This window comes from Agrobacterium sp. YIC 4121, from assembly GCF_002008205.1.
Classification (GTDB): domain Bacteria; phylum Pseudomonadota; class Alphaproteobacteria; order Rhizobiales; family Rhizobiaceae; genus Agrobacterium; species Agrobacterium leguminum.
The window spans coordinates 102093-128527 of record NZ_MRDI01000015.1; the positions used below are offsets into that span (position 1 = coordinate 102093).

The 26435-nt window shown below is 59.1% G+C and carries 22 protein-coding genes and 3 pseudogenes; 13 read left to right on the forward strand and 12 right to left on the reverse strand.

Annotated features, from left to right (window positions below; all coding sequences use genetic code 11):
• From BTE54_RS14305 to BTE54_RS14340, 8 genes are all read right to left on the reverse strand, one after another.
• Positions 1–1683, reverse strand: a complete 1683-nt coding sequence (locus BTE54_RS14305; protein ID WP_078052900.1) for an SMP-30/gluconolactonase/LRE family protein — start codon at positions 1681–1683, stop codon at positions 1–3.
• Positions 1680–2663, reverse strand: a complete 984-nt coding sequence (locus BTE54_RS14310; protein WP_078052901.1) for an NAD(P)-dependent oxidoreductase — start codon at positions 2661–2663, stop codon at positions 1680–1682. Before BTE54_RS14310 ends, BTE54_RS14305 begins: the two co-directional genes overlap by 4 nt.
• Complete coding sequence (ugpC, locus tag BTE54_RS14315) at positions 2660–3742, reverse strand: sn-glycerol-3-phosphate ABC transporter ATP-binding protein UgpC (protein WP_078052902.1); 1083 nt, start codon at positions 3740–3742, stop codon at positions 2660–2662. Before ugpC ends, BTE54_RS14310 begins: the two co-directional genes overlap by 4 nt.
• A gap of 2 nt (positions 3743–3744) precedes the next feature.
• Positions 3745–4575, reverse strand: a complete 831-nt coding sequence (locus BTE54_RS14320) for a carbohydrate ABC transporter permease (protein WP_078052903.1) — start codon at positions 4573–4575, stop codon at positions 3745–3747.
• A 10-nt stretch (positions 4576–4585) separates the two neighbouring features.
• The gene (locus tag BTE54_RS14325) at positions 4586–5512 is read right to left on the reverse strand and encodes a sugar ABC transporter permease (RefSeq protein ID WP_065116467.1); all 927 of its coding nucleotides are present in this window, start codon (positions 5510–5512) and stop codon (positions 4586–4588) included.
• Between the two features lie 83 nt (positions 5513–5595).
• Positions 5596–6867, reverse strand: coding sequence for a sugar ABC transporter substrate-binding protein (locus BTE54_RS14330; RefSeq protein ID WP_078052904.1), 1272 nt, complete (start codon positions 6865–6867; stop codon positions 5596–5598).
• Positions 6868–6891: 24 nt separating this feature from the next.
• Positions 6892–8058 (reverse strand): mandelate racemase/muconate lactonizing enzyme family protein, encoded by a 1167-nt coding sequence (locus BTE54_RS14335; RefSeq protein ID WP_078052905.1) that lies wholly within the window; start codon positions 8056–8058, stop codon positions 6892–6894.
• On the reverse strand, positions 8055–8963 hold the full coding sequence (locus BTE54_RS14340) for a dihydrodipicolinate synthase family protein (protein WP_078052906.1): 909 nt from the start codon (positions 8961–8963) through the stop codon (positions 8055–8057). The genes BTE54_RS14335 and BTE54_RS14340 overlap by 4 nt, the downstream gene beginning before the upstream one ends.
• A 115-nt stretch (positions 8964–9078) precedes the next feature.
• On the opposite strand from BTE54_RS14340, the gene BTE54_RS14345 reads away from it, so the two are divergent.
• Positions 9079–9990, forward strand: a complete 912-nt coding sequence (locus tag BTE54_RS14345) for a 2-dehydro-3-deoxygalactonokinase (RefSeq protein WP_078052938.1) — start codon at positions 9079–9081, stop codon at positions 9988–9990.
• Positions 9991–10058: 68 nt separating this feature from the next.
• Entirely contained in the window at positions 10059–10679 is a 621-nt protein-coding gene (locus tag BTE54_RS14350) for a GDSL-type esterase/lipase family protein (RefSeq protein ID WP_143240719.1), read from the forward strand.
• 89 nt (positions 10680–10768) lie between these two features.
• Here BTE54_RS14350 and BTE54_RS14355 read toward each other — a convergent pair whose 3' ends face one another.
• The gene (locus BTE54_RS14355) at positions 10769–11449 is read right to left on the reverse strand and encodes a 4'-phosphopantetheinyl transferase superfamily protein (protein ID WP_078052907.1); all 681 of its coding nucleotides are present in this window, start codon (positions 11447–11449) and stop codon (positions 10769–10771) included.
• Between the two features lie 510 nt (positions 11450–11959).
• On the opposite strand from BTE54_RS14355, the gene BTE54_RS14360 reads away from it, so the two are divergent.
• The 9 genes and pseudogenes from BTE54_RS14360 to BTE54_RS25290 form a co-directional block, all read left to right on the forward strand.
• The gene (locus tag BTE54_RS14360) at positions 11960–12769 is read left to right on the forward strand and encodes a ferric iron reductase (protein ID WP_245316591.1); all 810 of its coding nucleotides are present in this window, start codon (positions 11960–11962) and stop codon (positions 12767–12769) included.
• A gap of 195 nt (positions 12770–12964) precedes the next feature.
• On the forward strand, positions 12965–15343 hold the full coding sequence (locus tag BTE54_RS14365; RefSeq protein ID WP_245316592.1) for a TonB-dependent receptor: 2379 nt from the start codon (positions 12965–12967) through the stop codon (positions 15341–15343).
• A gap of 53 nt (positions 15344–15396) precedes the next feature.
• Positions 15397–16317 carry an iron-siderophore ABC transporter substrate-binding protein gene (locus tag BTE54_RS14370; RefSeq protein WP_078052910.1) on the forward strand — a complete coding sequence of 307 codons (921 nt, stop codon included), beginning with the start codon at positions 15397–15399 and terminating at the stop codon, positions 16315–16317.
• Positions 16314–17363 (forward strand): iron ABC transporter permease, encoded by a 1050-nt coding sequence (locus BTE54_RS14375; RefSeq protein ID WP_078052911.1) that lies wholly within the window; start codon positions 16314–16316, stop codon positions 17361–17363. Before BTE54_RS14370 ends, BTE54_RS14375 begins: the two co-directional genes overlap by 4 nt.
• Positions 17360–18334, forward strand: a complete 975-nt coding sequence (locus tag BTE54_RS14380) for an iron ABC transporter permease (RefSeq protein ID WP_078052912.1) — start codon at positions 17360–17362, stop codon at positions 18332–18334. The genes BTE54_RS14375 and BTE54_RS14380 overlap by 4 nt, the downstream gene beginning before the upstream one ends.
• Positions 18327–19121 carry an ABC transporter ATP-binding protein gene (locus tag BTE54_RS14385; protein ID WP_078052913.1) on the forward strand — a complete coding sequence of 265 codons (795 nt, stop codon included), beginning with the start codon at positions 18327–18329 and terminating at the stop codon, positions 19119–19121. Before BTE54_RS14380 ends, BTE54_RS14385 begins: the two co-directional genes overlap by 8 nt.
• A 366-nt stretch (positions 19122–19487) precedes the next feature.
• Positions 19488–20030 carry a sigma-70 family RNA polymerase sigma factor gene (locus BTE54_RS14390; protein ID WP_078052914.1) on the forward strand — a complete coding sequence of 181 codons (543 nt, stop codon included), beginning with the start codon at positions 19488–19490 and terminating at the stop codon, positions 20028–20030.
• 59 nt (positions 20031–20089) lie between these two features.
• Positions 20090–21049 (forward strand): FecR family protein, encoded by a 960-nt coding sequence (locus BTE54_RS14395; protein ID WP_245316594.1) that lies wholly within the window; start codon positions 20090–20092, stop codon positions 21047–21049.
• A gap of 54 nt (positions 21050–21103) precedes the next feature.
• Positions 21104–21350, forward strand: a pseudogene (locus BTE54_RS25290) (NAD(P)/FAD-dependent oxidoreductase); the annotation flags it as partial.
• A 2-nt stretch (positions 21351–21352) separates the two neighbouring features.
• Here the strand turns inward: BTE54_RS25290 and BTE54_RS14405 are convergent.
• Both BTE54_RS14405 and BTE54_RS14410 read right to left on the reverse strand, forming a co-directional pair.
• Positions 21353–21866 (reverse strand): annotated as a pseudogene (locus BTE54_RS14405) (thiamine pyrophosphate-binding protein); the annotation flags it as partial.
• 130 nt (positions 21867–21996) lie between these two features.
• Positions 21997–22176 carry a hypothetical protein gene (locus tag BTE54_RS14410; protein WP_065654894.1) on the reverse strand — a complete coding sequence of 60 codons (180 nt, stop codon included), beginning with the start codon at positions 22174–22176 and terminating at the stop codon, positions 21997–21999.
• Positions 22177–22900: 724 nt separating this feature from the next.
• Between BTE54_RS14410 and glgA the strand changes: the two genes are divergently transcribed.
• The gene (glgA, locus tag BTE54_RS14415; protein WP_078052916.1) at positions 22901–24454 is read left to right on the forward strand and encodes a glycogen synthase GlgA; all 1554 of its coding nucleotides are present in this window, start codon (positions 22901–22903) and stop codon (positions 24452–24454) included.
• A complete protein-coding gene (treZ, locus tag BTE54_RS14420) occupies positions 24454–26244 on the forward strand; it encodes a malto-oligosyltrehalose trehalohydrolase (RefSeq protein ID WP_245316596.1) in 1791 nt (596 codons plus the stop codon). The genes glgA and treZ overlap by 1 nt, the downstream gene beginning before the upstream one ends.
• Here treZ and BTE54_RS25500 read toward each other — a convergent pair.
• Positions 26224–26431, reverse strand: a pseudogene (locus BTE54_RS25500) (sigma factor-like helix-turn-helix DNA-binding protein); the annotation flags it as partial. The gene treZ and the pseudogene BTE54_RS25500 overlap by 21 nt on opposite strands.
• Positions 26432–26435: the final 4 nt, after the last annotated feature.

Genomic DNA, 26435 nt, shown 5'->3' on the forward strand with positions numbered 1-26435 from the left:
TTATCCTTCAAACAGCGAGATGCGCGCGCCGGCAATTCCCGGGCGGCAGGAAAACAGGCCGCCGGAGAGCGGCGCATCGGCGAGTGTGGAGGCAGGCAGGCGCGTGCGGGCGCTGGTGATGAACAGCGTCGACAGGTCCGGCCCGCCAAAAGCGATGCTGGAAGGGCGTGGCACCGGCATGTCGATCACCTGGTCCAGCTTGCCGTTCGGAAGATAACGGCGCACGCACCAGCCATCCCAGATGGCGCACCAGACACCGCCTTCGGCATCCACCGCCAGACCATCCGGCCGGCCATCGGCCACCGGAATGCGGGCGAATTCACGGCGCTGCGACAGCGCGCCCGTCGCCGGATCGCAATCATAGGCGTGGATGAGACCGGGCACTGTATCGACGAAATAGAACGTCCTGCCATCGGGGCTCCAGCCGAGACCGTTGGAGACGATGATGCCGCCTTCCTTCCGCTCCGATGCGCCATTGGCATTGATGCGATAAAGCGCACCCGTGGGCTTGGAGGCATCGATCCGCATCGAGCCGACCCAGATCGCGCCATCCGGCCCGCATTTGGCATCGTTCAGGCGGTTATCGGCAATGCCAGCCTCCGGGCTGACGAAGGGTGTCAGCCGGCCGGAGGCGAAATCCAGCCATTCGACGCCATCCTGCGACGCCACCAGCAATCGCCCTCCGGTGACCGGAATGACGGCGCTGACCAGCTTGCCGGTCTCGCAGGTTTCGTTGCGGCCAGTAGCGGGATCGAAGCGGTACACCGCCGGATGCAGGATATCCACCCAGTAGAGCGCGTTTTCCCCCTCGTGCCAGACCGGGCTTTCCCCCAGCTGCGCACCCCAAGGCAGAATGCAGCTGAGTTCGGCACTGGGGCGGCCCGTTGCCGAACGCGGGCGCGGTCGCGAGCTGATCGCCACGGCCCCGGCGGCACCGGTAATGCGGCGGGCGGCGGCAATCAATTCACGCCCGGCGGGATGGATATTGGAGGAATCCAGCCGCGACGACGGCCCGAGCGCAACAAGCACGCCCATCGGCGTATTGTCCCGGCCCATGACAGGGGCGGCGACCGAATTCACGCCCGGCAGATGCTCCTCGTAGGAAATCGAATAACCCCGTGCCCGCGTCAGCGTCAGATCCGCCTGCAGCGCATCGAGGGTGGTAATGGTTTTGGGTGTCTGCAGATCGAGCGTCAGGCGATCCAGCAGCGCGCGGCCAAAGGCGGGGTCCTGAAAGGCGAGCAGCGCCTTGCCCGGTGCGGTGCAATGCAGGGGCACGCGGCGCCCCACCTCGACGCGCACCGAAAGACCGTTCGGCGAGCGTTCGGCGAGATATTGCGTCATGGTGCCGTCAAGCCGGCACAGTGCAACCGTCTCCCCCAGTTCAGCGGCCAGCCGCTCCAGTTCCGGGGTCGCCGCCGAGACGAGATCGAAGCTCTCCCAGACCTTGTGGGACATTTCCAGAAAACGCTGGCCGAGAACGTAGGTGCCACGGGCCTCATCCTGACGGACGAGGCCATAGGCGATGAGGGTCCGCAGGATGCGCGCGAATGTCGGCTTCGGCAGACCGGAAGCCCGCAGCAGCTCGGCAAAACGCAGCGGTTCCGGCGCATCGGCAACCATGTCGAGCAGGGTCAGACCCTTGGCCAGTGCCGCCGTGCCCCCCGGCGTCTCGGGTTTCATTGCCTCTGCTCCTTCGCGAGCCGCTGCCGCCTTGCGGCCGCCGCGTCGTCCAGCATCCGGTCCATCGTCCATTCCGCTTCAAACCCCAAAGTGTTTCTGATCCGCTCGTTGGACGTATGGTAATAAACGCCGTCGCCGGGAAAATCGACTGTCACGATGGGCAGGCCGGTCAGCGCGGCAATCTTCGGCAGAAGCGCGGCGAAATCGGCCGGTTTATCGGCACCGAGATTGAAGGTGCCGCCCGCCGCCTTGGGGTGATCGAGAGCAAGGAGAATGCCCGCCACCATGTCGCGCGTATCGGTTATATGCATACGGAACGGCCGGCCGTTTTCGTTGCGCGCCAGAATGTGCGCGGGTTCGCCGATATCGCGGGACTGGAGCAATTCGGCGATGGCGGTGTTTCCGAAATTCTGCTGCTGGCGGATGCGCGGCCGCAGGAAAAACCGGGGGCCGGAAAAGAAACTGTCCTCGTCCAGCAGCTCCGCCGCATCCTGCGTATGCGAGAAACGCAGGATAACCGTTTCCATCGTGCCGTTTCGTTGGTGAAAGCGCACCAGCTCTTCGCCCAGAAGCTTGGTCAGACCGTACGGCGAATTGGGGCAAAGCGGATGGTCCTCGGTGACCGGCAGGAACTCCGGGCGGTTTTCCGGATAGACCTCGCCCGATGAGGCGAAAACGAACCGCCGCACACCAGCTGCTGACGCCGCATCCAGAAGCCGGCGCGTGCCCTCGACATTGACGGCGAACATGCGGTCGCGATCCGCCGGAGCCCATGACATGAAGGCGCCCAGATGCAGGACGGCGCTCACGTCCTTGATGACCTCGGACAATGCCTGCGCATCCTCCAGCGACCCGACGACTTCCTCGCCGCCGGTTGCCGATGGCCTCAAATCAAAACCGCGAACGGCGCGGCCCTGTGCGCGCAAGGCGGCGACAACGGCACCGCCGACACGGCCTGCCGATCCGGTGACGAGGATCATAGCCGTGCTCCGGTCTTTGCATCGAAGAGATAAAGCTGGGCCGGATCGAAACCGAGCCGGAGCGCCTCATTGCCGGGAAGGCTGCCGGTATGCGAGACGCGCGCGATCAGCCCCTTGGACTTGCCCTCCTCGCCATCCGCGACCCTTGCACCCTCCGCATCGAAATAGACGTATTTTTCCGATCCGAGGCTCTCAACCAGCGTCGGACGGACATCGAAGGTGACCGGCGCATCGCCCAGAACGAGATGTTCAGGCCGCAGACCGACAATCACGCTGCCCTGGCGGCCGACCGCACCCGGCAGGGAAACCGGTTGCCCAAACAGGGTAACAGTGCCGTCACGCAGTTCCGCATTGAGGAAATTCATGCCCGGCGAGCCGATGAAACCGGCGACGAAAAGATTGGCCGGATTGTTGAAAAGCTCGTCCGGTGCGGCGATCTGCTGGATGATGCCGCCCTGCATGATGACGACGCGGTCCGCCATCGTCATCGCCTCGACCTGATCATGCGTCACATAAACGGTGGTGACACCGATGCGCTTGTGCAATGCGCCGATTTCGGCACGCATGTGGACGCGCAGCTTGGCATCGAGGTTGGACAGCGGCTCATCCATCAGGAAGGCCTGGGGCTGGCGCACGATGGCACGGCCAAGTGCCACGCGCTGGCGCTGGCCGCCCGAGAGATCCTTGGGCTTGCGATCGAGATAGGGTGTCACTTCCAGAATGCGCGCCGCATCATCAACCCGGCGGTCGATCTCGGCCTTGTCGGTGCCGCGCATCTTCAGGCCGAAGCCGATATTCTGGCGAACGGTCAGGTGCGGATAAAGCGCATAGTTCTGGAACACCATGGCGATGTCGCGGTCACCCGGCGCCAGATCCGTCACTTCGTTATCGCCGATGAAGATCTGGCCTTCGCTTGCCGGTTCGAGGCCGGCGAGGATTTTCAGCATCGTCGACTTGCCGCAGCCGGAAGGCCCGACCAGCACCACGAACTCGCCGTTCTCGATCTCAAGCGAAAACGGCCTGAGCACGTTGAGCGCGCCATAGGACTTGCTGACGTTGCGAATGGAAATATTGGCCATGCTTATTTCTCCGCGCCAGCGGTGAGGCCGCCGACCAAATAACGTTCAAGGAACAGGTAGATTGCGATGATCGGCAGCGCGATGAACACGGATGCGGCGGAGATGTCGTTCCAGTAGGTGACATATTCGCCCTGCATCGTGGTGATGCCGAGATTGGCCGTCCAGTTGTCCGGCGAGTTGACGAGGAAGGTGCGCGCATAGGCATAGTCTGCCCAGCTGAGCACGAAGGCATAAAGTGCAGTGGCGGCAAGCCCCGGCGTGGCGATGGGAAGCACGACGCGCACCATCGCGCCGATCGGCGAGCAGCCGTCGACCATGGCAGCCTGTTCCAACTCTTTCGGAATGGTGTCGAAATAGCCTTTCAGCATCCATGTGGCGAAAGGAATGATCATTGTCGAATGCGCCAGAACCAGCGTCCACAGGCTGCCGATCAGGCCGAAGCTGGAAAAGATCGAAAACAGGGGAATGACCAGCAGCGTCGCGGGCAGCATCTTCGCCGTCAGGACGAAGAGACCCATGGTCGCGCCACCCCGCATGGAATAACGCGACAGCGCATAACCGGCGCTGACCGAAACCAGCATCGACAGCGCCACCGAGCCGATAGCCGCCAGCATGGAATTCCAAAGCCACAGCAGGATCGGTTTTGCCGCCCAGACACGGGCGAAGATGTCCCACTGCGGATCGTTCGGCCAGAAGGTCGGCGGCAGGCGGTAAAGCTCATCGGTGGTGGAAAGTGCCGTGACCAGCAGCCAGTAGACCGGGAACAGGATCATCACCAGCGTGAAAATCACAGTCGCGTAAAGGGCAAGGCTCTGTAAAAATGTCCGTTTCATCAAAGCCTCCTCAATAGATCGATTTCGAACGCCGGCCGAGCATCAGGAGGCTCGCGACGATGCAGATCACCAGTGTCAGCACGCCCACGGCGGCGGCACGACCGAAATTGTGATACTGGAAGGCCTGGTCATAGGTCATGATCGACAGTGTCTGGGTTGAACGCAGCGGCCCGCCGCCGGTCAGAACCTTGATGATGGAAAAGTCGCGGAATACCCAAAGCAGCGTCAGCACCAGCGTCACGCCCAGCACCGGCATCAAAAGCGGCATGGTGATCCAGCGGAAGCGCTGCCACACACTCGCACCATCGACCTTCGCCGCCGCATAATAATCGGCGGGGATGGACTGCAGGCCAGCCAGACACATGATCGAGACGAAAGGAAAACCTTTCCATACCATGGTGATCGCCACGGCCCAGAAGGCGGCCGTGGAACTGCTGACCCACGGGATCATCTGGTCGGTAAAACCGAGCTTGATCGCCAGCCAGCCGAACAGGCCGAAGGAAGTGTCGAACATCCACGCAAAGATGACGACCGCGATGATTTCCGGCACGGCCCAGGGCAGCGCCATTCCCAGCCGTGCGACGGTGCGGCCCTTGAAACGGTTATTGGCCAGAAGCGCCGTGCTGAGGCCAACCGCGACGCTGCCGGCGGTAACGACGATGACCAGCTTTAGCGTTACCCAGCAGGCCAGCCAGAATTCCGGCGACGAGAACAGCCAGGTGTAATTGCTCAGCGAAAACGGCCGGCTGGCGCCGCCAAGCCTTGGTATCTTGACCTGCTGGAACGACAGGTCAACGGCCAGCACGAGCGGCCAGACGATGATGGCGGCAACCATCAGGACCGCGGGCGCGATCAGAATATAGCCGAGGAGATGTTGCCGGCTGGGACGCGCAAGATCGAAGAACTTGCGACGCCCAGCCCGAACGGGTTCGGTCATGGATGGTCCTCCTGCCGGATGCGAATGATGGCCATGGCCCTTTACGGGCCATGGCAGGACAACGGGATCAGGACAATGGGGGATCAACCCTTGATGGCTTCGGCCTTTGCCTGCATGGTTTTCGCCACCTCCGCCGGATCGAGATCCTGAATGATCATCCGCTGGCTTTCTTCCATCACCATCTTGCTGAACTCGTTGTAGAAAAGCTCAAGCCCGGTCGGAATGCGGTCGATACCGGCTTCCGACGCGGCCTTCATCGTCTCGATCAGCACCGGAAAATGAGGGATGGTCTTTTCAACACCCGAGACGTCGGCCTTCGGGCCTGGCGGGGTGTTGCCGCCAAGGGTGGCATAGCTGCGCTGGAATTCCGGCGTCATCGTTAGCTTGATGAAATCCCAGACCAATGCCTTCTGGTCGTCGGGAATATCTGCCGGCATGGCAAGCACGTTGGAAGACCCGCCAAGCGGCGGATGAAGCGGCGGCGCGACATAAACGATGTCACTCTTGGCCGAACCCTTTTCGGTCGTGCCATAAAGCCACGGTCCATCTAGCCGCATGGCCATCTTGCCATCGGCAAACAGCTTGCGCACGTCGCTGGCGCTCATGTCCACCGGACTGATCCCGCTCTTCATCACAGTCTTCCAGCGGGTCAACCCCTCCACCATCTGTGGCGTGTCGATGGTGATGTTGCCGTCCTTGTCGGTCCAGTAGGCGCCGGCGTCGAGGATGTAGTTCAGCATTTCCGTCAGATATTGCCCCGGACCACCCTTGGTTTCATGGCCTGTACCAAACTGGTCGATAATGCCATCGCCGTTCAGATCCTTGGTCGTCGCTTTGGCAGCGGCCAGGAACTCGTCATAGGTCTTCGGAACCGCAACGCCCGCCTCTTCCAAAATCTTCTTGTTATAGGCCATGACGAAACCGAAATAGTTGGTCATGATGCAGACGGTTTCGCCGTTCCATTCGCATTTCTGCTGGCCGGCCCAGCCGGTCATGTCGATGCCGTCCTTCTTCAGCCACGGGTCGAGAGGCTCGAGCCAGCCGCTATCGGCAAACATCTGGAATTCGAACGACGCCAGATGCACGATCTGCGGCGGCTGGTTGGCCGCAAAAAGCGTCGTCATCGTGTCGGCATAGGAGCTGCGCTCGGCCTTGGTGAATTCGATTTTCACGCCCGGATGCTGTTTCTCGAAGGCGGCGATGGCGGAGCGCCACCATTCGCCTGTGCCGGCATCATCCGTCTGCCAGGAAATGAATTTCAACACCGTATCGGCCATGGCGGGCGCTAATCCCCCCACGGTCATCAGCATCGCGGTCGCTGTGCCAAGCGCCAGCTTTTTTATTCTTTTGGTCATGGGTTCCTCCTCCAGAAAACCAGTTCAGATACGTTCAATAACGGCGAGCGCCGCCTCCGACGGCTTGACGCCAAGTCCCGGGCCGGATGGCAGGTGATATCTCCCCTCTCGGCAATCCATGTCGCCGGCGAGCAGGCGGCGGTTGGGCTCGAAAATCGAGTGCTGGAACTCGTGACCCTTCAGGGTCGGCAATGTCGACGACGCCTGCAGGCTCGCAGCGAGGAAGATGCCCGCACCGACGGTTGCGTGCGGGATCACGTCAATGCCGTGCTCGGCGGCAAGAGCGCCGATGCGGATGAAATTGGTAATGCCCTTGTGGCCCATTTCCGGCTGCACGATCGCGATGCGGCAGCGTTCGATGCGGGCGCGCATGTCCCAATGGGTGCGCCATTCCTCACCAACAGCGATCGGGACGTCTGTTCCCTTCGAAACCTTTTCCAGCCCTGCGATATCCTCCGTCCAGACCGGCGCTTCGGCAAACCACGGGTCGGAGGGTTTCATTTCGGCAATGAGTTCCAGCGCCCGCTCCGGCGTCTGGTTCCAGTGCATGTCGGCGGCAATCTTCGCCTGAGGCCCAAGCACCTGCCGCAGATTGGCGATTTCCGCCGCCGGGCCATCGTCAGCCACCGGCGTTGCGAATTTGAAAGCATCAAAACCGCGATCCTGCCAATATTTCGCCAATTCCCCGCGCGCTTTCAGTGTCTTTTCGGGCAGGCCTGAAACATAGGCCGAGAAGCTGTCGACCCCGCCGCCGAGAAGGTCGCGGATGGATTTTCCGGCTTCCTGCCCGGCAATGTCCCATAGCGCGATATCAAGCGCGGCAAGCGCATCGACATAAAAGCCGCCGGTATAACCACGTACCCGCATCATGTCGTAAAGGTCGTCATAAACAGCCGAAGGATCGGACGCATCGCGGCCGATCACGAAACCGGCGAGAAGATCATTAATGAGGGCGGCGACCGCGCCGGGGGCGACGATGCCATAGGTCTCGCCCCAGCCGACAGTGCCGGCCCCGGTGGTCATGCGCACCAGCACGCTGCGGTCGAAAGTGGGATAGACCGTGCGATTGCCCTTGCGCACGATGTAGCCGTTGGGATTGACCACCTCGCCTTCCCTGAGCGCGCCGAGATAGGGAACCTTGCGCGGCTGGGTCAGTGTGAAGACTTCGACTGTTGCGATGGGGCTGTTCATGCGGCCTCCGCGGCAACAAGGCCGAGTTCGACCAGATTGGCGTCAATATCGGCAATGGCCGCCGCATCAAGCTCGGGTGTCGGCGCACGCACAGCGACGCCTTCGATCACGCCGCGACGGGCGAGCACATATTTGGTCAGCCGCATGCGATAGACCGCCTGCAACACCAGAAGCGGCAGGGTGCGGACATAAATCCGACGCGCCTCTTCCTGCCGCCCGGCAACAAGCGCCCGGTCGATGGCCACATGTTCCTCGGCGATCTCCAGCGCCGGCATGGCTGCCGTAGCACCTCGGGCATATTCGTCGAGAATATAACGCGCGCCGCCGCCACCGATGACGCCCTTCAGGGTCGAAGGCGCATGGGCGATGATATGGCTGATGGCCGGGCCGGCCGGAAGGGTCTCTTCCTTGACATAGGCCACCTGCGGCAACGCCCGCACGATTTCCACGATCGCCTGCGGCGAGAGGTCGGAGCCGCGCGGCGCAGGCGCATTCTGCAGGATGATTTCAACCTCGGGCAGTGCCTCAACGATCCGGCCGAGGAATTCGATCAGCGCCGCCGCATCTGTGCCGACCGATTTGGGTGGCTGCACCATCAGGTGGCGAATGCCGAGCGCCGATGCCGTCCGTCCGTGCTCGACCACCTCACGCCAGTCGGCCGCACTGGCGCCGGCCACGACCGGCACCCGACCGGCCACCGCATCCACGACGATCTTCAGCAGCGTTGCGCGCTCGGCGGCATTCAAAGCCTCCACCTCGCTGGCGAAACCGGGAAACACGACACCATCCACGCCCTTGTCGAGCGCAAAGACCACCAGCCGCTTCATACCTGCTTCGTCAATGCCGCCATCCGCCAGAAACGGCGTGGGCAGAACAGGCAAAATCCCCTTGAGGCCAGCCACCATCTTTCTCCTCCCAATTAAGTATCATATTTTGATACCTTGAATTCACTAATTGACACTACATAGACTTGCACCTTATGACAAGCCCCAAGATGAAATGAACGAGGAGGTTCAAGGCATGGCAGCAGCGGCGGCATCGATCATCGTTGATTGGGGAACGACATCACTGAGGGCGACGCTCGTTGGTGAAGACGGCGAAGAACTCGATCATCTGGAAACCGCCGACGGTATTTCGAGCCTTGGCAAGGGTGAGCACGAGGCGGCGCTGATGGCGGCACTCGCACCCTGGTTCTCGCGCCACGGGCCCCTGCCCGTCGCCGCGCTCGGCATGATCACCAGCCGCAACGGCTGGGTCGAAGTCGCTTATGTGCCGTGCCCGGCAGGCCCGACGGAACTTGCCGCCGGCACTGTGCGCAGGTCGCTGCCGAACGGCTCCGATCTCGTCTTCCTGCCGGGTCTAAACGACCCCGCGCGCCAGCCCTTTCCGGACGTGATGCGCGGCGAAGAAACCCAGATCGTCGGCCACGGCCTCTGCGAAGACGCCACCCTCATCATCCCCGGAACCCACAGCAAATGGGCGCGGGTGAAGGCGGGGCGGCTTGACGGTTTCCAGACATTCGTCACCGGCGAAGTCTTCAACCTGCTCATCAATCATTCCTTCATCGCGCGCGGCTCCACGCAGCCGCCGGTCGACGATCCGGAGGCCTATCGCTGGGGTCTGAAAGAGGCAAAACGATCCGCCGCCATGCTGTCTCTCATGTTTTCGGCGCGAACCGGCGGGCTTGCCGGCCGGCTTTCGCCGGATCAGCTGCGCTCCTATGTTCGGGGACTGGTCATCGGGCAGGAGTTTAGGCAGGCCCGTGAGGCTGGATGGTATGCGGAAGGAGACGAGGCAGCTATCGTCGGCAATGACGGGCTGAACGATCTCTATCTGGTTGCCGCAGATGTGTTCGCGCTCAGGACATCGATTGGCGCGGACGACGTCCTGACGAAAGGGGCCCTGACCGTCCTGCACCAAGCGCTTTCGTAACCTCAGCCGACCGCGGGATGCCGAAATGGCGGCATCCGCATTTCAGCCCACATGTTTTTAGGACCGTCATGTACGACTTCCCGGCCAATATCGGCACCAGCCGTCACGAAAACGATATCATTGCCATTCTGGCCCGCCTTCAGCGCATCGGCCTTCCAGACAATCCGATAGCCTTTTATGGCTCATCCTCGTTTCGAATCTGGAGCTCCGTCACCGAGGATCTCGGCTCGCTGGATATCGTCAATCTGGGATTTGGCGGCGGCACCTACCTCTCCGCCAGCCACTACCTGCACCAGCTCCTGGTTCCCTTAAAGCCAGGCAGAGTGGTGCTTTATTTCGGCGAAAACGATATTGCCAGTGACGGCCTCAAGGCTCAGACGACGTTTCGGCACCTGCAAGATTTGCGCGACAGCGTCTCTCGAGCGCTCCCGCAGGCGGACGTGTTTGTTCTGGCGATCAAGCACAGTCCGGCGCGCTGGATTTACCGTCATGAATTCGATCTTTTCAACCAGACGGCGCGCGACTGGTGCAACGGTCGCGAACGCACGACATGGCTTAATCCGAACGCCGGCCTCATCGGTGAAAATGGTCTGCCGATGTTCCGTTATTATTTGCCAGATCTGGTTCATCTGAATGCAGCAGGCTATGCAGTCTGGTCGGAAGCGCTCAGAAAAACGTCGGTCTGCTGAACAGAGCTGGCTCGGGAAATTTGAACGGGGGGAGAAGTGGAATTTCTGCCTGACTTCGGCTTAGATGCCGGGAACAGGAGATACGAAATTCAAATCACCTCCAAAATACGCTTTAAGATGCTGACGCTGGTACATACACAAATCGCGGGTGGATTCTTTTCAGTAGCCACGGCCAGAACATGAGTCGCATCAAGTTGACGCCATCGTCCATATAAACGTTCAATCGGAAGTGCCGCGATAAAGGTCTCGGAATCTTCTGTGTCGATCACAACCTCCGTGAGCGGAATCACGAGACCTGCCCCATTGGCTTTGACAGCGGCCTCCTTCGCGGTCCACATCTTCAAAAATCCGACGTTTTTCGCATCCATTGGCGCGAGGAAAGCTGAGGTAATTTCCTTCCAGAAATCTTCCTCCCTCTCGGATTCGACATCAACACCGATACGACCCGACCGCGAAAACGCTACGACAACCCAGTTGCCGCCATGCGAGAGATTAAAATCCAGAGGGCCGGCGTTTACCAGGAAAGGCTTGCCACCCGCTGCGCGCGAAAAATGAAGGTCTGCGGTTTCCATTCCGACGGCCGCACCGACCAGTAAGCGCTTGAGGACATGCGCTCCTTGAAAACGGAGACTATCCTCCAACTTATGGAAGCGCTGCGCTTGGGCCCACTCGACGTCGTTGAGAACCGCAGCCGCATCGTAAACTGCAAGAATTTCGGAGACAGGGATTGCAACGACAATACCTGCGTCGGCCTCACCCTTATCAAACATTTTCAAAGTCGGTCATACCATCCACTTTTGCGCATCTCTTTTCGGAAGAAGCTCTTTTGCTTCTATCGCAGAATAGACAATCGAGATCATCATCATTCTCCCCCTTCCACTAGAACAGTCATCACAGTTTTTGGCAGCGACGATCAACCCTAAACGTCAGCGCCCCAACACCGGTGTCCATCAATATTTTTCATGACAAGTCCTAAAGAGCCGATCCTGTTCGTCTAAACAACGAGAAGAAATTCGCATGTTCCGTTTCTCGGTGTCACCATGCATCGGATCGAAGGGTCGCATATGCTTGCCCCGCAAGCGTTTGCGCGCTTCATCGGCAAACTGGGCCAGCTTTGGCAAACCGATGCGGTGCAGGCAAGGGCTATTTCAGCGAGAGAGGCATGAGCCTGATTTGAGATGCGAACCTGATGGATGCGGCAGACGATGAGACATCTTGAAACTGCCGGCGTCCCCGAAGCCAGCGATATTCTGACGGAAGCGACCGTTCTCCAGCAGACCATGTGGCCCGAAGTGCCGTGCAGCACCGGCGCATTGCTTCACGGCTGGACAACCGCTGCCGAACTGTTTTCCAGCCCTTCGGCATTGCAGGAATTCCTTGATTATGAGGGGTCGTTCGATCCCGGCGTAGATCTCAAAAGCCGCGCCGCATTTCTGATGAGCGACTATTGCTACATCTTCTTCATGGCCACCGTGCCGTTGCTGGTTAGCCGCGGCATTGTGCCTGATATGTCGCCTGATGCCTTTTCGCTGCAGTTCTATACCCATCATGGCGAGCATGACGGGGAGCCGATGACAGTGCGGCGTGCCCGCGTGAGGCTGTTGTCGCCGCAGATTTTTGCGGATCGGGATGACGGGCCGCATTCGACGGTCACGGACCACGCAGGCCTGTGCGAGCATTTCAGGATGGGCGTCGAGCAACATTTCCATCCGCTGGTGGAAGCATTGGCAAAAAGAACCGGCTTTTCGAAGAATGCGCAGTGGCGGCTGGTGGGAGACGCCATCGCCGGCAGATTTCTCGACGTTGGAAGACGGTTCGGCTGTCTCGCCGATGCAATTGCAACAGCAATGGCGATCGTCAAGGTACAGGGATCGCCGCTGAACAACCGCCAGCTGGGGTATTTTGACCTCACCCTGCACGACATCGCATTGAAGGAACCATTCACCTACACGTTTCGCGCGCGTGGCGGATGCTGCCGGTACTATACCGTTAAAGGTGCGGAAAAGTGCCCGACCTGCGTATTGAAGTCGAGCGATGAACGGGACGCCTGTCTGCTACAGGAAATGCGTGCCCATTTCTGCCTGAAGTAGAATTATTATTTTTCATAAATTTATTTCGACTTGGGAGTCCCATAGTCCCTTCCCTGTTCGTCTTCAGCATGAGTGGGCGGATATTGCCGCCTTTTGTCTGAAACGCTTATCAAGTGCGCGGGAGCGGGGGCTTCAATGGAATGCAAGGGAATTAACGGCAGAACGGCTCGAACTGGTCTGGCTGGATGGGTGGCGATGCTGCTCGCAACGTCGGTTTCTGCTCTGGCGATGCATGTGCCGGCCGCAGCGCAAGGCACCGAACAGGCAAGCGCCTCGCCGCGACAGATTTCGATTGCCGCCGGGCCGCTTACCTCCGCGCTCAATCAGCTCGCCACGCAAACCGGCCTGCAGATCATCTTTGACGGTTCGATTGCGAATGGCAAAACGTCTAACGGCGCCAGCGGCAATCTCACACCTTCCCAGGCGCTCAGCTCAGTGCTTGCAGGGACCGGTGTCCAGTCGCGGTTTGCCGGCCAGAACCAGATCGCCCTCAGCCTTGCGGCGGCTCCTGCAGATGCCGCAGCCGTCGGTGCCGACGGCACGACTCAGTTGCAGGCCATAACGATTTACGGTTCACGCAACGCCACTACGCTTGCAAGCGCATCCTCGAGCATCGGCATCGTCAACGCAGAACAGATCGCCGACGGTCAGATCAGAAGTTTCCGCGATAGCTTCCGTCGCATGGCAAACGTCATGGACGGCGACTGGGCCGATGCCGGCTTCATCATTCGTGGTGTCAGCTCGGAAGGTCTTGTTCCCGGCGGCGCGCCTCTGGCGACACTTTACATCGACGGCGTCCAGCAGACGGTGCGTGGGGCACGCCGCGGGGCACGCGGGCTGTTTGACGTGGAGCAGGTCGAAGTCTATCGCGGCCCGCAGTCCACCCTGTCGGGCCGCGCTGCCATGGCCGGCGCCATTTACATAAAGACCAAGGATCCCACCTTCGAAAAAGAGGCGGAGCTCTCGACCACAATCGCCACCGGCAATCTTTACGGCACCGGCTTCATGTTCAATACGCCGCTGGTGGACGATCAGATCGCCATTCGCATGTCTGGTGAGATCCAGCGCAGCAAGAACGATATCAATTACCCGACCTTCGAGCGTTATGAGAACTACAACGAGTTCACGCACGACTTTTATTATCAGGTCCGGGGCAAGGTCCTGTTTGAACCGGCGGAGATGCCGGAGACGCGCGCGCTTCTCAGCTATTCGTTTTCACATGACAACCCCGCGGTTCGCGATATTGGCGGCCCCAAAGGCTCCATCCCCTTCAGCTTCGATCAGAAACGCGGCGACTACCTCATTCCGGCCTACATAGAATATCGCCCGACCGATGTGCATAATGTTGGGTTGGAGGTAACACATGATTTTTCAGACGAGTTAAAGCTGACCTCACTTTCCGCCTTCAGCTATTCCGATGCCGATCGTCTTTCAGTCAATTACGGAACTCCGGGCGAGATTGACACCTATCACGGCTACTACAAGGAATGGATCGCCTCCCAGGAAGTGCGCCTCAATTATGAAGGTGACAAATGGGACTGGGTCGGCGGCGTCTATTTTTCCTATGAAGATGAAAAAAATTTCTATGACCGCACCATTCCGCTGACCGCCACCGTCAAGCGTAACCAGGTTCAGCGCAACACGCAGAAATCGTTCAACGCCGCCCTGTTCGGAGAGGCGACCTACGAATTCGTTCCAACATGGAAAATTACCCTCGGCGGCCGGCTGGACTACACGGATCAGGACATAACGCAAAATCTGGTACGCACCCAGCCTCTTGGCGGCAGGACGACAGTGATGACGGACTATGCCGCGTCCTTCAGCGAGGTCAATTTCGTACCGAAAATCGGCCTTTCGAAAGAGCTGACTGACACACATACGGTTGGGGTTACCTATTCCCAAGGCTTCCGGACAGGGGGGGCGAGCTACGATTCGTATCGGCGCACGGCCTATAATTACGAACCCGAAAAGGCATCGACCTACGAGATTTTCTATAAGGGCTCGTTCATGGATGACCGGCTGACCGTCAATTCAAACGTGTTCCTGACCAAATATTCGGACCAGCAGGTTCTGATGCAGCTGGATCCGACGGACCTGCTAAGCCGGCGCATCATCAACGCCGCGTCGTCGGAAGCATGGGGCTTCGAGTTCGAGCCGGCGTTCAAGGTCACTGACAACCTCGAAACCTTCGCATCGCTCGGCTACGTCCATACCGAATTCAAGAATTTCAACGATCTGACCTATGGCAATCTGTCCGGCCTGCCGTTCCCGGAAGCGCCGGAGTGGTCGCTGGGTCTCGGCGCTCGCTACACGTTCGATAATGGCGTCTATGTCGGCGCCGACGCCAAATATACCTCGAGCTACCTGGCCCGTCTGGGCAGCCTGCCGCACGATTATCTCGACAGCCGTTGGATCGTAAACCTGCAGGCGGGCTATAAGACCGAAAGGTGGGAGGTCAACGCCTTTGCGCAGAACCTTCTGGATGAGAAATATTTTGTCTACAACGACAACAATATTGCCGCCACGCTCGGGGAGCGCCGAAACGTCGGCCTGAACCTCAAGGTCAAATTCTGATGCGTTTCCTGCGCGGCTCCATGCCGCGCAGGCTTCCATTTCTGGAGTAACGAATGATCCTGCGATCGTTTCTCATCTTGCTGATGGGACTTTTTGCCTCCGGCGCTTCAGCGCAATGTTCGGGCCGGTCCTTCACATCCGGCGTATATGGCGCACCGATCTGCGTACCAGACACGCCCCGCAGGATCGTTGTGCTCGATCCTTTCTATAATCTTGGAATGGCGCTTGAACTCGGCCTGCCTTTGGTCGGCGCACCGCTTATGTCCGTTCAAGACCACGAACTGAAAGAAAAAGCCGAGAAGGCGGCGGTCGCCGATATTGGCGAAGCACGGCAGCCGAGCCTCGAGCGCATCGTGGCCCTGAAACCGGACCTGATTATAGGGGATGCCGCCCTGCACGGCCAGTCCTACCAGAACTTCGCCAAGATTGCGCCGACCGCGCTCATCGATGCAAAGAGCTGGAAAGACCATTTCCGCACATTGGCGCTCCTTTCAGGCAAGAGTGACGAGGCGGCAGCGATGCTGGCCGGTTACGAAAAACGAGTTGCCGCCATCAGAGAGACGACCGCTTCCCATAAGGTATCGGTATTGCGGGTGACGCCCAGCGGTTTTCATGTCTATCTCGACGGTCCGGCCGCCTATGCGCCTTATGAGGTTCTTCGTGATGCCGGCGTAAAACGGAGTGCGTACGAAACGACTGAGGACAATACGGTCTTCAAACGGCCCGAATGGGAGGACCTTGCACTCCTCGACGGGAACATCCTGCTTTACGTCGTTGCCGGCAGATATGACACAACCATGGACGATGCGCTTGCCGACCGCACGACCAGCAACCCCTTTTGGCAAATGTTGCCGGCAGTCGCATCCGGAAACGCCCACCGGGTCAAGCGCGAAACATGGATGAGCTTCAACGGCATCGGCTCCGCCAACAAAGTTCTCGATGACATCGAGCAATATCTGCTGGATAAGCCGTGACATCGTTTCGCGGACTATCGAATGCGGAAAGACCGATACATCCTCGCCGCGCGGAATTTTTCTGCGCGGTCCTGCTTCTGCTCGCCATCGCTGGCCTGCTGTTTTCCGCAATGCTGGCAGTAATCGCTGGCCCGACGCCCTTTTCACCGTCGACGGTGCTCTCTGCAATCTTTCGCTTTGACGGCTCGCGTGATCATCTCGTCGTGATGTTGCTGCGCTTGCCACGCGTCGCAGCGGCCATGATCGCCGGAGCGGGCCTGGCCGTCTCAGGCGCAATCATGCAGGCCGTGACGAAAAACCCTCTGGCTTCGCCGGGTCTGCTCGGCATCAATGCCGGCGCCGCTTTCGCAGTCGTGGCCAGCCTGTCGATCATCGGCGTTTCGGGCGACGCGCTGGTCTGGTATGCCTTTGGCGGCGCAGCTTTTGCCGCGTTCTGCGTTTTCGTCATTGGTTCTATCGGGCGTGTGGGCGCGACCCCGCTGATCATGGTGCTGGCTGGAGCGGTGGTCGCGACATTCCTCACCTCGCTTACTACGGCAATTCTGATCTTCGACCAGACGACACTTGATGCGGTGCGTCTGTGGACCGTCGGTTCCTTGAGCGGCCGGACGCTGGATCAGGTCATCACCGTCATGCCTTATTCGCTTGCGGGGCTGTTCGGATCACTTGTCCTTGCCCGACATCTGACGACCTTGAGCCTTGGAACCGATGTCGCCACCGCGCTTGGCCAGAACCCGGCCCTCTGGCGCAGCCTGTCGGTCGTCATCGTCATTCTCCTGTCCGGCAGCGCCGTCGCACTTGCCGGACCGGTCGGCTTCGTCGGTCTCGTTGTGCCGCACATCGTCCGCCTAGCTATCAGCATGGATTACCGTTGGGTCATTCCCTTCAGCGCCGTCATCGGTGCGATCATGGTGGTTCTCGCCGATCTCGCCGGACGGATCATCCTCGCCAACCAGAGTTTTCCTGTTGGCGTCACGATGGCGCTGATTGGAGCGCCGTTTTTCCTCTGGCTGGCACGTTATCGCACGGGGGCAGGCAAGCCGTGACACGCGCGATAACTGTTCTGATCACTCTTAACCTGCTGGCCGTGGTTGCTGCAATGATGTGGGGTGACCAATCGATTGCCTGGCGTGACGTTGCCGATGCGGTCATCGGCACGGCGTCACCCGATCTGCAGATGATTGTCATCGAATTCCGGTTATCGAGGGCTATTCTGGCTCTGCTTGCGGGCGCAGGCCTTGCCGTTGCGGGAACGATTTCGCAAACCGTCATGCGCAATCCCCTTGCGGAACCCGGCGTTCTGGGCATCAATGCAGGCGCAGCGCTTTTCGCAAGCGTAGTGATCATCGTTTTTGCCGATGTTTCACCAGCCGTTCTGCCATGGGCTGGCTTTGCGGGGGCCGTCACCATGGCGGCGGCGGTTTACGCCCTGTCCTGGAAACGCGGAACCTCCTCTCTGCGGATCATCCTTGTCGGCATCGGCTTAAGCGCGCTCGCCGGCGCGGGAACCAGCTTTCTGACCGCATTCGGCAATGTCGTCGATGTTCAGCGCGCGATGATCTGGCTTTCGGGCAGTGTCTACGGCGCCGACTGGACAAAGGTCCAAAGTCTCCTGATCTGGCTCGCCGCTCCGCTCGCCCTGAGCTGGTTCTCCTGCCGGCAACTGGATCTCATCCGTTTCGGCGACGATGTGGCGACGGGATTGGGACAGAGAGTCAATCTCATGCGGGCATTCCTGATATTGCTCTGTACATTGATATCGGGAGCGACCGTCGCCATGGTCGGGCTGGTGGGTTTTGTCGGACTGATCGCGCCGCATATTGCAAGGCGGATCGCCGGCCACTCCCATGTTGGCCTCATCCCCGTTGCCGGGCTGACAGGCGGTCTATTACTCTCGATCGCCGATATTGTCGGCCGCACCGTCATCGCGCCGGCGCAGCTGCCAGCCGGTATCGTCACTGCCCTGCTGGGCGCTCCTTTTTTTGCCTATCTTCTGAAGGGCCGCAGGCATGTCTGAACACTATCGCCTCGCGACACGGGAGCTTTCCCTCGGATATAACGGCTCCATTATTGTCGATGACCTGAGCCTGAACATTCCATCCGGACGCTTCACCGTTCTCGTCGGCCAAAACGGCTGCGGCAAATCCACGATATTGCGCGCGCTTGCCGGGCTTCTCGCCCCGATGAAGGGAGAGATATTTCTCGACGGCAGGCCGACACGGAAAATGCCATCACGGGAAAGGGCAAAACAGATCGGCGTCCTCACGCAAGGGCCTCAGGCCCCTGAAGGATTGACGGTTGCCGAGCTGGTCCGTCAGGGGCGTTATCCGCATCGCAGGCTTTTCGAGCGATGGTCCAGCCGTGATGAGGATGCCTGCGCCCATGCCCTTGATCTCACCAACATGACGGCGCTCTCAGACCGACAGGTGGAATCCCTGTCAGGCGGCCAGCGACAACGCGCATGGATCGCCATGGCGCTCGCTCAGGAAACGGACATTCTTCTTCTCGATGAACCGACGACGTTCCTCGATCTCGCCCACCAGATCGAGATACTCGATTTGATCCGGCAGCTTGTTCGTGATCGGGGTCGCACCATCGTCGCGGTGCTCCATGATCTCAATCAGGCTGCCCGTTACGCCGATGAGATTTTTCTCATCAGGGATGGCAGGATATTTGACGCCGGAACGCCAGACGCCGTCATTACCGACAGGAATGTTCTCGATGTCTTCGGCGTCAACGCCGTCATCATGCCGGATCCGCTTTCGGGAACACCGATGTGTGTCCCCGTCCCGTCCCGCTGTTGAGGCGAGCTGCGACCTGTGGCGGCCTCGCAACATTGGTTGGCTTTTTCGTAAATTGCAATCCTGCCTCACGCGTCCCCAGGTCTTACTCCGCAGGGCCAAAAGATGTAATGAATCCAGACATAAACATGATAAAAAATATCCTCTTTTATGCAGCGAAGGATTTTTTCTCGGCACAAACCGTAAATCATTGCACTTGCATCGCTTTTTACCCACCAGTAGAAATTCCACTACGGCAATGATGGGTCAAAACTCTGCTGCCGGATGATAACTTGGGTCGGACGAAAGCCTTGGAGAGCTCCGGTTTGCGCTCCTTATTCGCCCCCTTCAGTTGTCGCAGATTGCAGCTTGCGGAGGATCAGGAAAGCGATGCGGACGTCGACGGCCAGCCTCAATGAAAGTGACGGAACCGACCTCTTGAACAGGGCGATCGTCGAGCATTACGGCGACATCATCAAGGCAGTGGGCGGACGCAGCCGGTCAGACGGGGCCGCGCGGGAAATCGTTCACGACCTCTACGTAAAACTCGCATTGCAGCCGGACGCGCTCTCCGGCAAACGATCTATAAAAGCATTTCTGTGCCGCGCCGCATCCAATATGCGGATCGACCGGATCAGACGCGAGCAGTTCGAGTCCCGACTTTTCTCCGGCTCGGATGAAGATGCGAAAGCGGTAGTGGCGACGGACAGCGCTCCCGACCAGGGGATGGACGTCGAAGCGCGGCTGGCGATCCTCAAACAAGCCATTGCCGACCTGCCTGAAAAACGGCGGGCGGCATTCGTGCTGCACAGGCTGCATCATCTCTCACCGGACCAGATCGCTTCGAAGCTGAAAATTTCGCGCAATATGGTTGACCGGCACCTCAGGCGCGCACTCAGCCATTGCCTCGACCGCCTTTTCGAAATGGAGTAAACATCCCAATCCAAGCAGTTCATTCGTCTACACATTGGAGAGCATAATTGGAGCGTTCCGTGAAACGTAGACGTCTGACGCGCGATCAGCGCAAGCGAAACAGAGAGGCAGCCGACTGGGTCTTTCGCAACCGCGACCCCGAACAGCCGGAAACGGAGCGGGCGGAGTTCCGTCGCTGGATGGAGCTGGATCCGGAGAACTGTCAGGCCTACACGGCTGCGAAGCGCATTCTCGGCGAAGCGAGAACTGCGATCCGGTCCGATGCCGGGCTTCGTGATATGCCGGTTGACACCTCACCACGTGGGCGCAACGCGATCATCTCTTCAATCGTGGCAATCATTTCGGCCGGAGCACTCTTCATTGCCCTGGACGGCCCCATGCGTCTGAGTGCCGATATTATGTCCGGCGCCGACGAAATGCCGGAAGTCACGCTGGAAGATGGTTCGCGGGTTCAGTTGAACGCGTCGTCGGCGATCACACTCGATTTCACCAACGGCCGAAGGACGGTTCGGCTCCTGCGCGGTCAGGCATTCTTCCAGGTGGCCCCGGATGAGAGTCGTCCGTTCTCCGTCAGCACAGAGGATACGCTAGTCACAGCTCTTGGCACGGCTTTCGATGTTCGCCAAAGCGCGTCAGACACGCGTGTCGCCGTAACGGAACATTCCGTAAGGGTAGAGTTCAAGACTGAGGGAGGCATCCCGGTGAAACTCAGGGAAGGTGAAGAAATGCTTCACCTGAACGAGACAGGGGAAAGCACGATCCGCAAAACGGATGCCGCTACAGCTCTCGCCTGGCGCCGAGGCCAGCTTACCATCGACAATATGCCGCTTTCCTACGTTATCGAGGAAATACAGCGGCACTTTCGTGGGCGCATCGTCATAGGAGACGACGCGACCGCCCGACGGATCGTCAGCGGTACGCTCTTCGTTACCGATACGGAGGGTGCGCTGAATTTTCTGCGGACCGCGCTCAAGGTTCAGATATACAGAATTGGCCCCATCGTCGTCGTAACGTCCTGATACAAAACCAAGCTAAGGCTGTAGCCCTTTATCATGTTGGGGGATGCCTTTGTACCCGACATCCGGGCCGATCTGGCGGGGCGAAAGGTACCTGTCTTTGATGGCCGGATCACCGGGATCGCTCGTTACGGGGACCGCAATGCCACTATCAAGCTCGATATCGGCCTCGATGTCGCAGTCGACATCCTCCTGTTCGCGCATCCGCACAATAAGCCGTCCGCAAGCCTTCATGACGCACTGGGCCTTGCCACGGTCAACGCCAACCGGCATCGCCCTCAAGACCGACGGGCGCCGCGAAACCAGAGACCGTCCTTCCTCGGCTGGCTTTTCCTGCGTGTCGTTTGCTATCGAGAGATGCGCCACGCCGCGCGATCGCCGTGCGGCAGGCGAGGCTGGCGACATTTTCCATATGCGCAGCATCGCTGACGACGGTGTTATAAATGCTGACATCCTCAAAAACGCGGGTCAGGTTGACGTCCTGCTGCGTGAAAGTTTCGATCAGGTCGTGATATTGCATCCCGGTGATTGCGAGGACAGGAACTTGGTCCAGCTTGGCGTCATAAAGACCGGTCAGAAGATTGGTGCCACCGGGACCCGAAGTGGCAAGACAGACGCCGAGCCTGCCGGTCCATTTGCCATAGGCCGTCGCCATGAAGGCGGCGGATTGCTCGTGTCGGGTCTGGACAAACCTTATCGCATCCTGACGTTTGCGGAGCGCCTCCATGACGCCATTGATGCCGTCTCCCGGAAGACCGAAGATCGTGTCGACCTTCCATTCGATCAAGGTTTCTACCAGAACGTCTGCTGCGGTCGTCATGATCAGTTCCTCAACTCTCGGCGCTCGTTCCAGACTGGCCATCGAAAGCGGTCATGAAACTTCCTGTCCCGTCAGGGAATAAAACAAGGAAATCCCCACGACGCGCGCGGGGATTCCCAGTCTGTCAGCGTTAGGAGTTTTTGTGGCTCTGCTGGCCCGCCTTCACATGTTGCTCATGCGTGCCACCGCGGGTCTTGCCATTGTCGTCGTTATTGGAGGCCGATGCCGACTGCGAACGCTTGTCGCTGTTCTTGTGGCTCTGCTGGCCGGCCTTCACGTGCTGTTCGTGCGTACCACCTTGATTTGGCATGATATGTCACTCCTCATATGGTGATTTTTCACTTGCGCACCCTGTGGCGCGCCCTAGACCAACCATGCCGCGCCACGGGAGTTCCGAGATTTAATATTTCGTGAGGAGCTATTGACGGAACGGCCCCGAGCCCGGCTGTCGCGCGCAGGGCCGTCGCAATCGCCGTCTGTACACTTGCGTACGTCTACCTTTGGAGGTTTCCCTGTAGCCGGAATTTTCCTGAACGACAGCAATATCGTTAAGGCAGCGGACAACACTGTTGTGTCCGCGGAACACGACCCTGCTCTACGCCGTGCAGACGTCGCCCGACCCAGCACCTCGCCGTCGGAGCTTGCGGCGTTTCTACATTTCGGTGCATCCCTAAATTACTTGCGCGCAGGATAAAACGTAGCCGGCGGACGGGAACAAACCTCTACAAGCAAGGTTCGGGTCGCTCCACGGAACCTGTACCCGGAGAGGTGTAACATGACCAGGAAAACGCTCTGCATTCCTGAAGAAAACCGCAGCCATCACGATCCCGGCGACAATGGCCGTCAGAGCACAGAAGATTCCTCTTCCGACAACACCCAGACGGGCCGATAGGCAACATCAAAACAGACACGACACATAAAGGCCAGCAGCAGGACAGGTAGGGTCCCCCTGTTCCGGGCAGGCGAGCTGGTTGCACCAACCTTTTTCCGGGCTCCTCGCAGTCTGAGATCAATACGTTCCCTGGAGGCGCCAAATGCGGATTCTTGCCGTCACGGCCGAAATGTTTCCATTCGTCAAAACCGGCGGATTGGCCGATGCGGCAGGCGCTCTGCCGGAGGCACTAGCAAGACACGGCGCGGAAGTTCGTACATTGCTACCCCTCTACCGTAGGCTCACGCCGCTCGTCCGCGGCAAGAAGCCGTGTCTGGTCGCCAATATTCTAAAGCAAGCGGTATCGGTTTACTCCCTTGACGCCGACGGTCACAAGCTTCTGCTTCTTGAAGCGGCAGACCTGTTTGACAGGGAAGGTCCTCCCTATGGCATGAATGGCAAACCTTTTGCCGACAATGATCTGCGCTTTGCGGTCCTGTCCAAGGCGGCGGCGGAAATTGCCCTCGGCGCGATTGACGACTGGAAGCCTGATCTTGTTCATGCCCATGACTGGCACGCGGCCTTGACCTGCGTTTATATCGCGGAGTCGGCGGCGACGGTGCCCTCCGTCCTCACCCTTCACAATCTCGCATTTCAGGGACAATATCCACTCGAGCGGGCGGGTATGCTTGAGTTGCCCCAACATCTCTGTACCGTCGATTGCCTCGAATATTATGGCGACCTGTCGTTTTTAAAGGGTGGCCTGACGACCGCGTCGGCCGTAACGACAGTAAGCCCCACTTACGCAAGAGAAATTCTGACACCGGAAATGGGAATGGGTATGCACGGCGTGCTTGCCACGCGGCGCGAGGACCTGCGTGGCATCGTCAACGGTGTCGACCAGGAAGTCTGGGACCCGGCAACAGACCCCTACATTCTTACAAATTTCACGGCTGCGACGGCCACACGCCGGAGCCTTAACAAATATGCCTTGCTTCAGGCCCTTGGCCTCGCCCCGACCCAAGGCCCTGTTTTCGGTGTGGTCAGCCGTCTGACCTGGCAAAAGGGCATCGACCTCCTCCCTCAGGTCGTTCCACTTATCATTGCGCGAAAAGGAAGATTGGTGATTCACGGAGAAGGCGACACCGCACTGGAAGACAGCTTACGCGCGCTGGCAAAACGTTATCCTGAACTGGTCTGCGCCCATATCGGTTACGATGAGCGTCTGGCGCATATGATTCAGGCGGGCTCAGACTTCATTATCCAGCCTTCACGGTTCGAACCCTGCGGCCTGACACAGCTTTACGCCCTGCGATACGGCGCACTGCCCATAGTCAGCCGCACTGGTGGGCTAGCGGAAACCATCATCGATGCGAATGACGCAGCCATTGAGGCGGGCGTGGCAACAGGCTTTCAATTCGAGCCTGCAAATGAGGACGATCTACGCGCGGCGCTCGATCGTGCCATCAATGCCTATAGTGACCGAGAACTTTTCAGACGGCTTCAGGCACAAGCCATGCGGGCCAATTTTTCCTGGGACAAGAGTGCCGCACAGTACATGGCGCTTTTTGAAAGCCTTGTCGGCGACAACACGCGCAAAACGGGTGCTGTCGCCGACATTAGGCCCGAGACTTTTGCAAAGATAAGAGCTGACAGACGGCAGGCGGGAACCCTGGGATCACCAACAGGTCAGGCCACCGGCAACAGGAGGCTTTGATGATGAATGCAGCGAATTACCGCAAATGGGGTGCGCAGCGCAATCAATCCGGCGACACGGATTTCAGCATCTGGGCACCCGCCTCAGCAGCGGTGAAACTGTGGCTGAACGATGCGGAATTCGACATGCACACGGCTAGTGATGGCTGGCACCACATCACAAAACGCGCCCTCCCCGGCGATCGCTATTGCTTCGTGCTGGCCGACCGGACGAGGGTTGCAGATCCCGCTTCCAATCAGCAACAGGTAGGCCCGCTTGGCCCCTCCCTGATCGTCAACCATGATTTCGCCTGGAAAAACCCGGACTGGAAGGGCCGACCGTGGCACGAAACAGTCGTCTATGAGCTCCATATCGGGACTTTTACACCCGAGGGCACCTTTGCGGCCGCGGCGGAGAAACTTGAATATCTCGCAGACGTGGGCATTACCGCGATCGAACTCATGCCGCTTGCGACCTTTGCTGGAAGTCGCGGCTGGGGTTACGACGGCGTCCTGCAATTTTCACCCCAACGGGATTATGGCTCCCCAGACGAGCTCAAGGCCTTCATTGATCAAGCCCATGGCCACGGTATCATGGTGCTGCTGGATGTCGTCTACAATCACTTCGGCCCCGCAGGAAATACGCTTCAGGCCTACGCGCCGGCATTTTTCAAGAAGGATGAGACGCCATGGGGACCGGCGCCGGACTTCAACCGGGCCGAAGTTCGGTCATTCTTTCTTCAGAACGCATTCTACTGGCTCGAGACCTATCGCTTCGACGGATTGCGGATCGATGCCGCTGATCATCTCGCTGGCGGCGGCGGAGAGGTCGATTTCCTCATCGAGATGGCGCGAGAGGTGAAGCGGACAATAAGAAACAGGCATGTGCATCTGGTCATAGAGGACGCGAGAAACGCGGCCTCGCCAATGACGCCCTTGGCTGATGGCACCGTCCTGATTGATGCGCCGTGGAACGATGACTTTCACCACGTCGTCCATGTTGCGACCACGAAGGAAAAGGGCGGCATCTATGGCGACTTCGCGGCACGGCCCTACGACAAGCTTTGCCGCTCGCTTGCGACCGGTTTTGTCTACCAGGGCGAACCGCGCCCTTCCCGGGATTTTGGCAGCAGCGGAGAACCGAGTGAGCATCTGCCACCGCAACGATTCGTGAATTTTCTCCATAATCATGATCAGGCCGGAAACAGGTTACGCGGTGAAAGGCTTCGTGCCCTTATTGCGCTGCCCCTCTTTGAGACGCTTGAAACAATTCTACTCCTTTCCCCACAGACGCCGTTAATTTTCATGGGTGACGACCATGGCTCGGCCAACCCTTTTTTCTTTTTCTCCGACCATCCGGATGACGACCGGGAACAGGAAATAGAAAATCGGCTTAAACAGGCGGAAATGTTCCAGGGAGAACTCCCACCCAATGCCCGGCAGCTGGTACGTGATCCAAACGATCCCCACACGATGCAGCTTTCGACTTTGAACTGGCAAGGGGCTGAAACGACCGATGGAAAACTGGCAAGGGCGAGGATGACCGCGTTGCTTTCAAAACGGCGCTGGCACATCTGGCCTCTCCTTTGCTCTCACTTCGAGAAAGGTGTTGTCCTCGAATGTGAGTCAAAATGCCTTGCAATCGACTGGCATTTCCAAATGGGACGGCTCCAAATGCGGGCAAATCTTTCGGCGCCGCCGGTAAAGGGAAAACTCCTTCACCAGTATGGCAGCATCAATAACACAAACTACGGAGGTTATGCGGCACAGTTTGCAGTTGACGGACCGCGCTCAGTCCAGATTTCGACGTAGCGACTCCCTCGCCCTGTTGACACGGCTTTTGATGGTGCCCATCCGGCAGCCGCAGATGGCGGCGGCATCGGCATAACCCGTCCCTGCCGCCACGAGCAGCAGAGCTTTTTTCTGGTCCTTGTCGGAGATGGCGGATAGCGCGCATGACCTCCTGATGCCGCATACGCCATTCCTTGCTGGCAGGGGTAATC

Coding starts and splice junctions, on each gene's coding strand:
- BTE54_RS14305 (WP_078052900.1), bottom strand. CDS start 1,683: ATGAAACCCGAGACGCCGGGGGGCACGGCGGCACTGGCCAAGGGTCTG.
- BTE54_RS14310 (WP_078052901.1), bottom strand. CDS start 2,663: ATGATCCTCGTCACCGGATCGGCAGGCCGTGTCGGCGGTGCCGTTGTC.
- ugpC (WP_078052902.1), bottom strand. CDS start 3,742: ATGGCCAATATTTCCATTCGCAACGTCAGCAAGTCCTATGGCGCGCTC.
- BTE54_RS14320 (WP_078052903.1), bottom strand. CDS start 4,575: ATGAAACGGACATTTTTACAGAGCCTTGCCCTTTACGCGACTGTGATT.
- BTE54_RS14325 (WP_065116467.1), bottom strand. CDS start 5,512: ATGACCGAACCCGTTCGGGCTGGGCGTCGCAAGTTCTTCGATCTTGCG.
- BTE54_RS14330 (WP_078052904.1), bottom strand. CDS start 6,867: ATGACCAAAAGAATAAAAAAGCTGGCGCTTGGCACAGCGACCGCGATG.
- BTE54_RS14335 (WP_078052905.1), bottom strand. CDS start 8,058: ATGAACAGCCCCATCGCAACAGTCGAAGTCTTCACACTGACCCAGCCG.
- BTE54_RS14340 (WP_078052906.1), bottom strand. CDS start 8,963: ATGGTGGCTGGCCTCAAGGGGATTTTGCCTGTTCTGCCCACGCCGTTT.
- BTE54_RS14345 (WP_078052938.1), top strand. CDS start 9,079: ATGGCAGCAGCGGCGGCATCGATCATCGTTGATTGGGGAACGACATCA.
- BTE54_RS14350 (WP_143240719.1), top strand. CDS start 10,059: ATGTACGACTTCCCGGCCAATATCGGCACCAGCCGTCACGAAAACGAT.
- BTE54_RS14355 (WP_078052907.1), bottom strand. CDS start 11,449: ATGTTTGATAAGGGTGAGGCCGACGCAGGTATTGTCGTTGCAATCCCT.
- BTE54_RS14360 (WP_245316591.1), top strand. CDS start 11,960: ATGTGGCCCGAAGTGCCGTGCAGCACCGGCGCATTGCTTCACGGCTGG.
- BTE54_RS14365 (WP_245316592.1), top strand. CDS start 12,965: ATGCTGCTCGCAACGTCGGTTTCTGCTCTGGCGATGCATGTGCCGGCC.
- BTE54_RS14370 (WP_078052910.1), top strand. CDS start 15,397: ATGATCCTGCGATCGTTTCTCATCTTGCTGATGGGACTTTTTGCCTCC.
- BTE54_RS14385 (WP_078052913.1), top strand. CDS start 18,327: ATGTCTGAACACTATCGCCTCGCGACACGGGAGCTTTCCCTCGGATAT.
- BTE54_RS14390 (WP_078052914.1), top strand. CDS start 19,488: ATGCGGACGTCGACGGCCAGCCTCAATGAAAGTGACGGAACCGACCTC.
- BTE54_RS14410 (WP_065654894.1), bottom strand. CDS start 22,176: ATGCCAAATCAAGGTGGTACGCACGAACAGCACGTGAAGGCCGGCCAG.
- glgA (WP_078052916.1), top strand. CDS start 22,901: ATGCGGATTCTTGCCGTCACGGCCGAAATGTTTCCATTCGTCAAAACC.
- treZ (WP_245316596.1), top strand. CDS start 24,454: ATGATGAATGCAGCGAATTACCGCAAATGGGGTGCGCAGCGCAATCAA.